This window comes from Streptomyces sp. NBC_01508, assembly GCF_045040315.1.
Lineage (GTDB): Bacteria > Actinomycetota > Actinomycetes > Streptomycetales > Streptomycetaceae > Streptomyces.
Genome location: NZ_CP109419.1, coordinates 7,068,286 through 7,081,285, shown reverse-complemented (window position 1 = coordinate 7,081,285; position 13,000 = coordinate 7,068,286). Strand labels below are relative to the sequence as shown.

Here is a 13,000-nt window from a genome sequence, read left to right as displayed (position 1 = left end):
AAACGGCCCGCCACCCCCGCCGGCGGGCCGTGGAGCGGTACGGGTTCGGCCCGCGTGGCCGGTCGACGGTCTGTGGGTGTCCGCGCCCGGGTCCGCTCCGAGTCCGCGCCTGCCCTCGGGGGCATGGACCAAACATTTGTGTGGTCCACACCACTCGGGCGTACCGCCCCGCAGGTCAAGCGGGGGCCGGCGGTGACGGGGCGCCGTTGTCCGGCCGCTGTCAGTGGGATGCGGCATCATCGGGGATGTGACGCGACGCCTGATGCTCCTCGACACCGCTTCCCTCTATTTCCGTGCCTATTTCGGGGTCCCCGACTCGGTGCGGGCTCCCGACGGCACGCCCGTCAACGCGGTCCGGGGCCTGCTCGACTTCATCACCCGGCTCGTCCAGGACCACCACCCGGACGATCTCGTGGCCTGCTGGGACGCCGACTGGCGGCCGCAGTGGCGGGTGGATCTGATCCCGTCGTACAAGGCGCACCGCGTGGCGGTCGAGACGCCGGAGGGGCCGGACGAGGAGGAGACCCCGGACACCCTCGCTCCGCAGGTGCCGATCATCGCGGCCGTGCTGGACGCGCTGGGCATCGCCCGGGTCGGTGTGGCGGGGTACGAGGCGGACGACGTGATCGGCACCCTCACCGGCCGCGCGTCCGGCCCGGTGGACATCATCACCGGCGACCGCGATCTCTACCAGCTGGTGGACGACGCCCGGGGGGTGCGGGTGCTGTATCCGCTCAAGGGGGTCGGTTCGCTCCAGGTGACGGACGAGGCGTGGCTGCGCGAGCGGTTCGGGGTGGACGGCTCCGGCTATGTCGATCTGGCGCTGCTGCGGGGCGATCCGAGCGACGGACTGCCCGGCGTGCCCGGCATCGGCGAGAAGACGGCGGCCAAGCTGCTCGACGCGTTCGGCGATCTGGCGGGGATCATGGCGGCGGTGGACGATGCGCGTTCCGCGCTCACCCCCTCGCAGCGCAAGCGGCTGGACGAGTCCAGGGCCTATGTGGCGGTCGCGCCGACGGTGGTGCGGGTCGCCGGGGACGTTCCGCTGCCGGAGTTCGACCCGGTGCTGCCCGCCGAGCCGCTCGATCCGGAGACATTGGAGGCCCTGGCCGAGCGGTGGGGTCTGCACAACGCGCTGCACCGGCTGCTCACCACGCTCGGGAAGTGACGGCGGGGGCTGATGGGACGGGAACGCCAAGGGGTGCGGGCGACGGCAGAGTGTTAGGTTAGGTAAACCTAAGCAACGCCTGCCCGTTGAGGGGCGGCCGTTACGAGTCAGGGGAGACCGCCGTGGCAGCACAGCCGGCCCGCAAGTCACCGAAGGTCCATGAGGCGCGGGTGATGCGCAGTCGGCGCATCACGCCGCACATGGTGCGCCTGGTCCTCGGCGGCGACGGACCCGCCGGGCTCGACGCGGGCGAATTCACCGACCACTACGTGAAGTTGCTCTTCGCGCCCGAGGGTGTCAGCTATCCCGAGCCGTTCGACATGGACCGCGTCCGCGCGGACTTCCCTCGCGAGCAGTGGCCCGCCACCCGCACGTACACGGTGCGTGAGTGGGACCGGGCCGCCGGGGAGATCACGATCGACTTCGTGGTGCACGGCGACGAGGGCCTGGCGGGGCCGTGGGCGGCTGCCGTACGCCCCGGTGATCCGGCGCTGTTCCTGGGTCCCGGCGGGTCGTACGCGCCCGACCCGGCCGCCGACTGGCATCTGTTCGTCGGGGACGAGAGCGCGCTGCCCGCGATCGCCGCGTCGGTCGAGCAGGCTCCCGAGGACGCCACGATCCACGCCTTCATCGAGGTCGAGGGGCCGGACGAGGAGCAGAAGATCGCCGCTCCCGCCGGGGCCGAGATCGTCTGGCTGCACCGTGGGAGCCGTCCGGTCGGCGAGGCGCTGGTCGCCGCCGTACGGGCACTGGAATTCCCCGCCGGTGACGTGCACGCGTTCGTGCACGGCGAGGCCGGTTTCGTGAAGGAGCTGCGCCGCCATCTGCGGCACGACCGGCAGATCCCGCGCGAGCGGCTGTCGATCTCCGGCTACTGGCGGCTGGGTCAGAACGACGAGGCGTGGCGCGCGGTCAAGCGCGAGTGGAACGAGCAGGTGGAGCGCGAGCAGGAGGACACGAAGGGCTGAGGCCGGGACTGTCCTCGGTGGCCGGACGGGCCGCGTACCCGACCCGTCCGGCCACCGCTGTCCAGACGGCCACCGCTGTCTCACCCGGTCGTGGCACGATGGCGTAACGCACCAATCCGCCGTGGCTCCTGTTCCGAATACCAGGTGAAACCGTCCGCCACCCCGGACGGCACGCCCGCCGCACCGTGAAGGAACAGCCGCGTGAAACAAGCCGTACATATCGGCGGACCCGCTTCTGCCGGGCCGGACCTGCAGGAATTGCTGGGCCAGGTGGCCCGGGGCGACCAGGAAGCGTTCGCCCGGGTGTACGACATGGTCTGCGGGCCCGTCCTGGGGCTCGTCCGCTCCGTACTGCGTGATCCCGCCCAGTCGGAGGAGGTGGCCCAGGAGGTGCTGCTCGAAGTCTGGCGCAGCGCCCCGCGCTTCCAGGCGTCCCGCGGCAGCGGCATGACCTGGGTGCTGACCCTCGCGCACCGGCGGGCGGTGGACCGGGTCCGCTCGGCCCAGGCGTCCAGCGACCGCGAGCACCGGGCGGCACTGCTGGACCGGACACCGGCCTTCGACGAGGTCACCGAGCAGGTCGAGTCCCGGCTGGAGCGCGAGCAGGTGCGGCGCTGTGTCCGTACCCTCACCGAACTCCAGCGCCAGTCGGTCACGCTCGCCTACTACCAAGGGCTCGCGTACCGGGAAGTGGCCGAACTGCTCGCCGTGCCGCTCGGCACGGTCAAGACACGACTGCGCGACGGGCTCATCCGGCTGCGCGACTGCCTGGGGGTGAGCGCATGAGCACCGCTGAACTGCACACGCTGACCGGCGCGTACGCGCTGCACGCTCTGGCGCCCGACGAGCGCGCCGAGTTCGAGAGGCATCTGGAGGTGTGCCCGGCCTGCGCCCAGGAAGTCCGCGAACTGGCCGCCACCACCACGCGGTTGGGGCTGGCCGCGGCCGTCACGCCGCCACCCGAACTCAAGGCGCTGGTGATGCGGCGGATCGCCACCGAACGCCAGGAGCCGCCCAAGGTGACGCGGGAGTCCCGCGGCACGGGCGGAGGAGGGGCCAAGGGGCGCGCGCTGTCGCGCTTCGCGCTGGCCGCCTGCCTCGCCGCCGCGGCCGGCTTCGGCGGGATCGCCGTGTGGCAGCAGCAGGAGGCCCAGGACGCCCGCGCGCAGGCCCAGACCTCGCAGCGGCAGTCCGAGGCACTGGCCGCCGTACTCGCGGCGCCCGACGCAAAGATCAGGACGGGCGGGCTGACCGACGGGGCGACCGGCACGGTCGTCGTGTCGCGCGACCGGGACAAGGCGGCGTTCATCGCGTCCGGCATGCCGAAACCGCCGAGCGGCAAGGTCTACCAGCTCTGGTTCAACGACGACGGCACGATGCGGGACGCCGGTCTGATGGATCCCTCCGCGACGTCGGACTCGGTGCTGATGGCCGGTTCCGTCGGGGCGGCGTCGGGCATGGGCATCACCGTCGAACCGGCGGGCGGCTCTGCGCAGCCGACCTCCGACCCGTTGGCGCTGATGAACTTCCCGACCTGAGCTGCCCTGAGCAGACCGCGTGGGAGCGGCCCGCACCGGACAGCGAGGGTGCGGGCGTTCCCACCCGGTCTGCTCAGGTCGCCTTGCGCGGCGGGCGCGGAAAGAAGCCACTCGTACGGGCGGCGTACGCGGCGTAGCCCGGCCGCGCCGCCATGTGCCGCTCCAGCAGCCGTTTCCCGCTGCCGTTGACCAGCAGAGAACTCATCACGAGCGGGCTCACCAGAGTCGCCGCCGCGACCGCCGGATCGTCGCAGACGATCAGGAACAGCCCCCACCAGACACAGAAGTCACCGAAATAGTTGGGATGCCGGGTCCAGCTCCACAGACCGCGGTCCATGATCCGGCCCTTGTTCGCCGGATCGGCCTTGAACCGGGCGAGTTGGGCGTCGCCGACCGCCTCGAAGAGCAGGCCGACGAGCCAGAGGGCGCAGCCCGCGAACGCGACCGGCCCGAGGGGGCCGGGCAGGTACTGCGCGGCCTGTACGGGCAGCGAGACCAGCACGACCAGCAGCCCCTGCGGCAGGTACACCATGCGCAGCGCGTACAGGTTCCGGGCGCCCGGCGCCCTGGCGAGCATCGCCTCGTACCGCGCGTCCTCGCCGTGCCCCCGCCCGCGCCGGGCGATGTGGCCGGCCAGCCGCAGCCCCCACACGGCGGTCAGTACGGTCACCAGCAGCCGCCGCGCGTCGTCCCCCTGCCCCGCCGACACCGCGTAGCCGGTCACGGCCACCGCCGTGAAGCCGATCCCCCACGCGATGTCCACGATCCGGTGCAGACCCTTCGCGACAGCGATCGCGAAGGTCACGAGCATGACGGCCAGTGCGGCGAGCGCCGCGAAGCCGATCCCCTGGCCGAACGCGCCCCAGGGATATCCGTTCACCGCGTGTCCCCTTCTCCGTACCAGTGCCGCGGGGTGGGCGGCAGGTCACCGCGCCCCCGGTCCGTGGGGCGTACGGCCAGGATCTGGTCCACGCCCATCCTGCCCTCCTCGAACGCGAGGGCACTGCCCACCAGGTACAGCCGCCAGACGCGCGCCGTCTCCTCGCCCACCAGAGCACCGAACTGCGCCCAGCGCTCCTCCAGCGTGCGGTGCCAGGCCCGGATCGTACGCGTGTAGTGCTCGCGCATCGCCTCCACGGCCCGCACCTCCAGACCCGCGCCCTCCAGCAGCGAGACGGTGTCGCCCAGCGGGCGCATATGCATGTCGGGCGCGATGTACGACTCGATGAACGCGCCGCCGCCCGGCGCCACCGCGCCCCGCGACATCTGCTGCACCAGCACCCGGCCGCCGGGGCGCAGCATCCGGTGGAGCGTGGCGGTGAAGCCGGGGTACTCGGCGTCGCCGACGTGCTCGCCCATCTCGATGGTCGACACCGCGTCGTACGAACCGGCCTCGATGTCCCGGTAGTCCGACAGCCGCACCTCGACCAGCTCCGTCAGACCGCGCGCCGTCACCTGCTCGGTCACGTACCGCGCCTGCTCGGCGGCGAGCGTCACGGCGGTGACCCGCGTCCTGTACGTCTCGGCGGCGTACAGGGTGAGCGATCCCCAGCCGCAGCCGATGTCCAGCAGCGTCGAACCGGGTCGGAGGCCCAGCTTGCGGCAGACCAGCTCCAGCTTGTCGCGCTGGGCGTCGGCGGAGCCGTAGCCGGCCGCGCCGCCCTCGCCCTCAACCTCGCCCTCCCCCGTGGTCCAGTAGCCGCAGGAGTACGCCATCGTCTCGTCGAGCAGCAGGGCGTAGAAGTCGTTGGAGAGGTCGTAGTGGTGGCTGATCGCCGCCCGGTCCCGTGCCTTGCTGTGCAGGGCGCCGCCGAGCCTGGCCTGCGAGGACGGTACGGGCGGGCGCGGGCCGATCGCGCCCAGCCGCAGCATGGTGCCGACGGCGCGGGCCCGGTCGGCGAGGGTGAGCTCCGGCGGACGCGGGCCGCGCTCGCGCGCCGCGCCCCACACGGTGCGCAGCCCGTCGGTGAGGTCGCCGTCGATGTCGAGATCGCCGGTGATGTACGCCTGGGCCAGGCCGAGTTCGTCGGGTTGCCAGACCAGTCGGCGCAGCGCGCGGCGCGAGCGCAGGACGACCACCGGGGCGCCCTCGGGGCCGGCGGTGCTGCCGTCCCAGGCGCGCAGCCGCAGCGGCAGCCGGGCGCCGAGGATCTGTTCGGCGAGCGGCAGGAGCTGGTGGGCGGCGCCGGTGCCGGTACCGGTGCGCCGCCGTGGCGGCCGGCCGGCCGTCGCCGGTCGGATTCCCGTCATCGGGTCGTTCCTTCCCTGGCCAGCACCATCTGCTGGACGTCGAGATAGCCGGAGCGGAACCCGGCCTCGGAGTAGGCGAGATAGAAGGTCCACATGCGCCGGAACGTCGCGTCGAACCCCAACGCGTCGACCTCCGCCTCCTGTTCGGTGAACCGCTCGCGCCACAGGCGGAGCGTCTGCGCGTAGTGCGGCCCGAAACCGTCCCGCTCGACGACGCGCAACGACGTGTGCGAGGCGGTCAGTTGCTCCATCACCTCGACCGAGGGGATCAGTCCGCCGGGGAAGATGTACTTGCCGATCCAGGTGTGGGTGGTGCGGGAGGCGAGCAGCCGGTCGTGCGGCATGGTGATCGCCTGCAGCGCGATCCGGCCGCCGGGCGCCAGCAGCCGGTCCAGCGTGGTGAAGTACTCCGGCCAGAACTCCTCCCCCACCGCCTCGATCATCTCCACGCTGACCACGGCGTCGAAGGTGCCGCGCACCCGCCGGTAGTCGCGCAGTTGTACGGTCACTCGGTCCTCCAGGCCGGCCGCCCTGATCCGTTCCTCGGCCAGGGCCAACTGCTCCCGCGAGAGCGTGACGGTGACGACGCGCGCCCCGCGCGCCGCCGCCCGGATCGCCAACTCGCCCCATCCGGTGCCGATTTCGAGCAGTCGCGTGCCTGGTCCCACCCGCGCCTCGTCCAGCAGCCGGTCGATCTTGCGGTGCTGGGCGGCGGGCAGCAGCGACGCGTCGGCGGGGAATCCCCGGAAGAGGGCGGCGGAGTACGACAGGGTCTCGTCCAGGAAGAGCGAGAACAGCTCGTTCGACAGGTCGTAGTGGTGGCTGATGTTGTCGCGCGAGCCCTCGGGGGTGTTGCGCTGCGCGTCGGGACGCTTCAACGCCCAGACCCGGCGCAGCCGTTGGAGCGGCGCGGGGACGAGAACGGGGGCGTTCTCGGCGAGGACGGTCAGGACGGCGACGAGATCGTCGGCCTCCCACTCGCCCGCCATGTACGACTCGCCGAAGCCGATCAGGCCGGTGGCCCCGATCCGCCGGAAGAACGCGTGGGGATCACGCACCACCATCAGCGGCCCGCCGAGGCCCAGCGTCTCGCCCTCCCCGAGCCTGACCCGCAGCGCCAGCCGGGTCAGCGCGTGGCGGACGACGCGCTCGGCGAGGGCCGTACGCAGCCACGAGGCGCGCGGCAGCCGGGCCACGTCCGGCCAGCGCCGCGCGTCGACGGCGGAGGCCGCCGGGGAGACCGGGGCCGCCGGGGACGAAGGGGCCGCCGGGAACGGCGACGGCGACGACGACGGCGACGGCGACGGCGACGACGGGGACGACGGGGACGACGGCGGGGAGACGTGCACGCTCATTTCACACCCTCCTGGGGGCGGTGTCGGGGACGCGGCCGCACGGGAAGCCCGCGCAGGTGGAGACGGATGCCGTGGTAGCGGATGCCTGCGGAGACGACGGCGGTCGACAGCGGGTGGCGCAGCGCGGCCCGCAGCACCGTCCAGGGGGTGGCCGCGCGCCGCTCGCCGCGTACGGTCGCGGTGAACGGCCGCCCCCCGTCGCGTTCCAGATGGACCGTCAGCTCCAGCCGCGCCGCCGGCTCGGGCAGCCGCATCCGGTAGCCGCCGTCGACGGGGAAGAACGGCGAGACGTACAGCTCCTTGTCCACCCAGAAGGTGTTCTCGTCCGCTCCGGCGGCCCGGTCACCGGGCCGCAGCAGGTAGCAGTGCCGCTCGCCGTACGTGTTGTGCACCTCGGCCACGACGCACAGCGGTTCGCCGCCGGGTCCGTGGCACCAGTAGAGCGTCAGCGGGTTGAAGACATGGCCGAGGACCCGGGCGTGCGCGAGCATCACCACCCGCCCGCCGCCCAGTTCCACGCCGTGCGACGCGAGGTACCGGTCCAGTCCGGCGCGGATGGTCGGCGACGTACCGCCGAAGTGGTCGCGGGCGTCGAAGCCCGCCAGCGGACGCAGCACCCGGGGCAGCACTGGCGGGCGGTCCGGGTCGATCAGCCACATGTAGGTGCGCAGCCGCAGGCCGTAGCGGAGCGGCGCGGTCCGTACATGCGTGACGGTGCACGGGTACAGCGCGGGAACGGGGGCGGTCACGGTGCTCACCACGGCACCCCCAGCGCGGCGGCGGCCTCGACGCCCGAGCGGCAGCCGTCCTCGTGGAATCCCCATCCGTGGTACGCCCCCGCGTACGCCGTGACGGGTCCGCCCAGTCCGGGCAGCCGGCGCTGGGCGGCCACCGACTGAGGTGTGTAGACGGGGTGTTCATACGTCATCCGGGCGAGGACGCGGTCCTCGGCGACACGGTCGGCGCCGTTCAGCGACACCACGAAGTTCTCGGGGGCGTCCAGGCGTTGCAGCCGGTTCATGTCGTAGCTGACCCGTACCCGGCCGGCGTCCGCCGCGCAGGACGGCATGGTCAGGTTCCACGAGGCGCGGGCGCGCGGGCTGCGCGGCAGCACGCTCGGGTCGGTGTGCAGCAGGGTGGCGTTGCGCGAGTAGCGGAAGGCGCCGAGCACCTGGCGTTCGTCGTCGGTCGGGTCGGCGAGCAGCCGCAGGGCCTGGTCGGGGTGGACGGCGATGACGACCGAGTCGTAGCGGCGGGTGGTGCCGTCGGCGGTGGTCAGCTCCACCCCGCGCGGGCCGCGCCGTACGGACCGCACCGGCGCCGCCGTGTGGACGGCGTCGAGTTGCCCGCAGACGCGGTCGACGTACTCGCGGGAGCCGCCGCTGACCGTGCGCCAGACCGGTGAGCCGCTGACGGACAGCAGGCCGTGGTGGTCCAGGAAGCGGAACAGGTAACGGGCCGGGTAGCGCAGGGCCGTTCCGGCGTCGCAGGACCAGACGGCCGAGACGAGCGGTGTCAGGAAGTGGGACACGAAGTACGGCGAGAAGCCGCCGTCCGCGACGAAGCGCGCCAGCGTGGTGTTCTCGTCGGCACCGGCACCGGCACCGGCACCGGCACCGGGCGCGGTCGCGAGTGCGGTGTCCGTCTCGTCCGCGAGCAGCCGTCGCGCCCGGCGGTGGAAGGCCGGCACTTCGGTGAGCATCCGCAGATACCGCCCGCGCAGGACATGTCCGGGGCGCGGGAACAGCCCGGACAGCCCCCGGGCACCGGCATACTCCAGCCCGCAGCCGTCGCACCGTACGGACATGCTCATCTCCGACTCCTGGGTGGTCACACCCAGTTCCCGGAACAGCCGCAGCAACAGCGGATAGGTACGTTCGTTGTGGACGATGAACCCGGAGTCGACGCGGTGCGCCCGGCCGTCGGACGACGCGAGGTCGTGGGTGTGGGCATGACCGCCAAGACGCTCGTCCGCCTCGTACAGCGACACCTCGTGCGAGCGCCGCAGCACGTACGCGGCGGTCAGGCCGGCCACTCCACCACCCACGACCGCGGTACGCCGGCGTTCGCCTTCCCCGCTCATAAAGCTCCCTCCGATGCGGCTTGGGGCACAGCCCCTCATGGAGGATTCGAGCCACACCGGCCGACGGATTGGTGTCGGGAGCGATCTTTCTTCCAGCAGTCGTACTTTTAATTCTTACGGGTGACAGACCAATCCGCCTTGCATCTCGCACCGAATGGCCGGTGTGAGCGAAGATCAGCAAGATCCGAAGAGCGAGGCCGGCCATGGGCCGCGTGGCGTACAAGTGGTGCGCGGCACCCTGGCCGCGCTCAGCGGGTTGATCGCCGGGCTCGCGGCGCTCTGCGTCGCCGAGCTGGTTTCGGCGGCCGTACGGCCCGAGGCGAGTCCCGTCACCGCGGTGGGCGGCGCGGTCATCGACCGCACACCGGCACCGGTGAAGGACTTCGCCGTCCGCAATTTCGGGAACGACGACAAGCTGGTCCTGCAACTGGGCATCCTGGCCCTCCTGGCGCTTTTCGCCATGACGGTCGGAGTGGCCTCGCTGCGGTACCGGAAGGTCGGCGCGGCGGCGGTCCTGGTCTTCGGCGCGATCGGGGCATGGGCGGCGGTGGAGCGGCCCGACGGCCGCGTCCCCGATGCCCTGCCCTCGGTCGTGGGCGGACTGCTGGCCTGCGGAGTGCTGTATCTGCTGGTCGGCAGGCTGACCTCCCGTCCGTCCCCGCATGGGGATGCGGGGACGGACGGGACCACCACGGAAGCCTCGGCGACATCCGCCGACAGGCAGGACGCAGACGGGCAGCAGGACGCCGGCGAGCAGGACGCCGACGGGCAGGACCCAGGCCGCCGGGGCCCCGGCGCCTTCGACCGGCGCGGATTCGTCATCGCCGCGACGGCCGCCGCCGCGGCATCGGCGGGAGCTGGCCTCCTCGGGCGGCGGTTGAACGCGTCAGGGGCGGCCGAGGCCGCCGCCTCACGCCGCACGGTCGTCCTGCCCACCCCGGCCTCACGGGCCCGTGCGATACCGGCGGGAGCGGATCTGAAGATCCGCGGCCTGAGTTCCTTCGTCACCCCCAACAAGGACTTCTACCGGGTGGACACCGCCCTGGTCGTGCCCCGTGTGGACGCCGACAGCTGGCGCCTGCGCATCCACGGCAAGGGCGTCACCCGGCCGCTCACCCTCAGCTTCCAGGATCTTCTCCAACGGGAGCTGATCGAGCGGGACATCACGCTGACCTGTGTCTCCAACGAGGTCGGCGGCCCGTACGTCGGCAACGCCCGCTGGATCGGTGTTCCCCTGGCGGGCCTGCTGCGCGAGGCCGGGGTGCGGCCACCGTCGAAGGGCGGTCCCGCCGACCAGTTGGTGTCCCGCTCCGTGGACGGCATGACCATCGGCACCCCTGTCGACGCGGTCATGGACGGCCGCGACGCGATGCTCGCGGTCGGCATGAACGGCGAACCCCTGCCGTTCGACCACGGCTTCCCGGTCCGGATGGTCGTCCCCGGCCTGTACGGATACGTGTCGGCGTGCAAGTGGCTGGAAGACCTCGAACTGACCACGTTCGCCGACTACGACGCGTACTGGGTCAAGCGCACCTGGTCCCGCCAGGCGCCCATCAAGACCCAGTCGCGGATCGACACCCCGCGCCCCTTCGCCTCGCCCAAGGCGGGCCGGGTGCCCGTCGCCGGAGTGGCGTGGGCGCAGCACCGCGGTGTCGAGCGGGTCGAGGTCCGGGTGGACGGCGGGGACTGGAACCCGGCCCAGCTGGCCGCCGAGGACAGCGAGGACACCTGGCGCCAGTGGCGGTGGGAGTGGCCCGCCACCTCCGGCAGCCACACGCTCGAAGTCCGCGCGACGGACCGGGACGGCAACACCCAGACGGACAAGCGCGTGGGGACCGTACCCAACGGCGCGACCGGCTGGCACTCGGTGGTGGTCGCCGTCGACTGAGCCCTCTCCACCGCGTAGCGCACGTCACCGCTTGTCAACAGCACCACCTTCCAAGGAGATTCACATGAAGATCACCCGTTTCCAGCGTGCCGCCGTCACCGTCGTCGCCGCCGTCGCCCTCCCGCTGGCGCTGACCTCCTGCTCCAGCGACGACAGCAAGGACACCAAGGCGGAGTCCTCGACCGCCGCCGAGGAGAAGGCCCCGGAGGACACGGCCGACGACGCCGCGGGCGACACCACGGACGCGCCGTTCGGCCCGGCCTGCGCCTCGGTGCCCAAGACCGGCCCCGGCAGCTTCGACGGCATGGGCCAGGCCCCGGTCGCGACCGCCGCGTCGAACAACCCCGAGCTGTCCACCCTGGTCACCGCAGTGAAGAAGGCCGGTCTGGTCGACACCCTCAACACCGCCGAGAACATCACGGTGTTCGCGCCCACCAACGACGCCTTCGCCAAGATCCCGAAGGCCGACCTGGACGCCGTCCTCGCCGACAAGGCCATGCTCACCAAGATCCTCACCTACCACGTCGTGGGCGAGAAGCTGGCCAAGAAGCAGCTGGCGAGCGGCACGTACGACACCCTCCAGAAGAGCACGCTCACCACGGCCGGCTCGGGCGACTCGTACAAGGTGAACGACGCCGCCAGTGTCGTCTGCGGTGACGTCCCGACCGCCAACGCCACGGTGCACATCATCGACACGGTGCTGATGCCGAAGTAGTCCCGCACCCACGGGCGTTGTCCGGCCTCCCTATCCTGGCCGGATGACCCCCGTGGATCCGCTGTCCCCTCGGGACGGCACAGCTCGACACGACCGGGTGCTCGGAGCGGTCGTCGGCTCAGCGGCCGGCGACGCGCTCGGAGCACCTTTCGAATTCGGCCCCGCCGGTGTGTTCACCGCCCGTTTCCCCGACGGCGTGGGCGAGATGTGCGGAGGCGGCGGCTGGGATCCGGGCGAGGCCACGGACGACACGCAGATGGCCGTACTGATCGGCGAATCGCTCCTGGAACAAGGCGGCCTCGACCTGCCCGACATCTTCGGCCGATTCCGTCACTGGGCGGCGGCCGACCCCAAGGACATCGGGCTCCAGACCGAACAGGTCCTGATGAGCGGCGACGCGTGGGATCTCGCCGCCCCGATCCACTTCCGGCGCTCCGGACGGGCCGCCGGCAACGGCTCGTTGATGCGCGCCGCCACCCCCGCCGTGCACTTCGCGGCGGCGGGCCGCGAGGCCACCATGTCGGCCGCCCGCCGGATCGCGGCGCTCACCCACGGCGACGGCGCGGCGTGGGAGGGCACGGCGGTACTGCACGAGCTGATCCGGGTGGCGCTGGACGGCGGCGATCCGGTGGCCGCCGTGCCCGGCGCGCTGCGTGCCGTACGTGAGGAGCACCGGCCGCGCTGGGCCACCGTGCTCGACCCCGGCTGGCACCCCGACGACGCGACGGAGTTCAACGGAGCGGTCTGGCCCTGCCTGGGCTCGGCGCTCTGGGCGCTGCGGACCACCGGCTCGTTCGAGGCGTCCCTGGCGGCGGCGATCGATCTGGGCGGCGACACGGACACGGTCGCGGCGGTCACCGGCGCGCTCGCGGGCGCCGTCCACGGCCTCACCGCGATCCCCCGCCGCTGGACGGACCCGCTCCATGTGCCCCTGCCCGGATACGGCGACCGGGTGCTGCGTACGCCGGAACTGGCCCGCCTCGCGGAGCGGTTGACGGCCTGACGCCGATGCCCGGCACGGCGCGGGGTCCGGAC

Annotated in this window: 12 protein-coding genes; 7 read left to right on the top strand and 5 right to left on the bottom strand. The window is 72.4% G+C overall.

Going from position 1 to position 13,000, the window contains the following annotated elements; all coding sequences use genetic code 11:
* Positions 1 to 262: 262 nt before the first annotated feature.
* From OG700_RS32675 to OG700_RS32660, 4 genes are all read left to right on the top strand, one after another.
* Complete coding sequence (locus tag OG700_RS32675; protein ID WP_405622153.1) at positions 263 to 1,168, top strand: 5'-3' exonuclease H3TH domain-containing protein; 906 nt, start codon at positions 263 to 265, stop codon at positions 1,166 to 1,168.
* A 122-nt stretch (positions 1,169 to 1,290) separates the two neighbouring features.
* Positions 1,291 to 2,136, top strand: a complete 846-nt coding sequence (locus OG700_RS32670) for a siderophore-interacting protein (protein ID WP_405619913.1) — start codon at positions 1,291 to 1,293, stop codon at positions 2,134 to 2,136.
* A 201-nt stretch (positions 2,137 to 2,337) separates the two neighbouring features.
* Complete coding sequence (locus OG700_RS32665; RefSeq protein ID WP_405619911.1) at positions 2,338 to 2,922, top strand: sigma-70 family RNA polymerase sigma factor; 585 nt, start codon at positions 2,338 to 2,340, stop codon at positions 2,920 to 2,922.
* Positions 2,919 to 3,674 (top strand): anti-sigma factor domain-containing protein, encoded by a 756-nt coding sequence (locus OG700_RS32660; protein ID WP_405619909.1) that lies wholly within the window; start codon positions 2,919 to 2,921, stop codon positions 3,672 to 3,674. Before OG700_RS32665 ends, OG700_RS32660 begins: the two co-directional genes overlap by 4 nt.
* A 73-nt stretch (positions 3,675 to 3,747) precedes the next feature.
* On the opposite strand, the gene OG700_RS32655 is transcribed toward OG700_RS32660, so the two are convergent.
* The 5 genes from OG700_RS32655 to OG700_RS32635 are packed head-to-tail and all read right to left on the bottom strand — an operon-like array spanning position 3,748 to position 9,362.
* Positions 3,748 to 4,554 carry a DUF1295 domain-containing protein gene (locus OG700_RS32655; RefSeq protein ID WP_405619907.1) on the bottom strand — a complete coding sequence of 269 codons (807 nt, stop codon included), beginning with the start codon at positions 4,552 to 4,554 and terminating at the stop codon, positions 3,748 to 3,750.
* Positions 4,551 to 5,924, bottom strand: coding sequence for a class I SAM-dependent methyltransferase (locus OG700_RS32650; RefSeq protein ID WP_405619905.1), 1,374 nt, complete (start codon positions 5,922 to 5,924; stop codon positions 4,551 to 4,553). The genes OG700_RS32655 and OG700_RS32650 overlap by 4 nt, the downstream gene beginning before the upstream one ends.
* Entirely contained in the window at positions 5,921 to 7,279 is a 1,359-nt protein-coding gene (locus tag OG700_RS32645; protein ID WP_405619903.1) for a class I SAM-dependent methyltransferase, read from the bottom strand. Before OG700_RS32645 ends, OG700_RS32650 begins: the two co-directional genes overlap by 4 nt.
* Positions 7,276 to 8,037 (bottom strand): DUF1365 domain-containing protein, encoded by a 762-nt coding sequence (locus OG700_RS32640; protein ID WP_405619901.1) that lies wholly within the window; start codon positions 8,035 to 8,037, stop codon positions 7,276 to 7,278. The genes OG700_RS32645 and OG700_RS32640 overlap by 4 nt, the downstream gene beginning before the upstream one ends.
* Positions 8,034 to 9,362 (bottom strand): NAD(P)/FAD-dependent oxidoreductase, encoded by a 1,329-nt coding sequence (locus OG700_RS32635; RefSeq protein WP_405619899.1) that lies wholly within the window; start codon positions 9,360 to 9,362, stop codon positions 8,034 to 8,036. The genes OG700_RS32640 and OG700_RS32635 overlap by 4 nt, the downstream gene beginning before the upstream one ends.
* A gap of 226 nt (positions 9,363 to 9,588) precedes the next feature.
* On the opposite strand from OG700_RS32635, the gene OG700_RS32630 reads away from it, so the two are divergent.
* The 3 genes from OG700_RS32630 (at position 9,589) to OG700_RS32620 (ending at position 12,968) form a co-directional block, all read left to right on the top strand.
* Positions 9,589 to 11,250: a molybdopterin-dependent oxidoreductase gene (locus OG700_RS32630; RefSeq protein ID WP_405622151.1), complete on the top strand. Its 1,662-nt coding sequence runs from the start codon at positions 9,589 to 9,591 to the stop codon at positions 11,248 to 11,250.
* A 64-nt stretch (positions 11,251 to 11,314) separates the two neighbouring features.
* A complete protein-coding gene (locus OG700_RS32625) occupies positions 11,315 to 11,965 on the top strand; it encodes a fasciclin domain-containing protein (RefSeq protein WP_405619897.1) in 651 nt (216 codons plus the stop codon).
* A 43-nt stretch (positions 11,966 to 12,008) separates the two neighbouring features.
* Positions 12,009 to 12,968 (top strand): ADP-ribosylglycohydrolase family protein, encoded by a 960-nt coding sequence (locus OG700_RS32620; RefSeq protein WP_405619895.1) that lies wholly within the window; start codon positions 12,009 to 12,011, stop codon positions 12,966 to 12,968.
* The last annotated feature ends 32 nt before the right edge of the window (positions 12,969 to 13,000 follow it).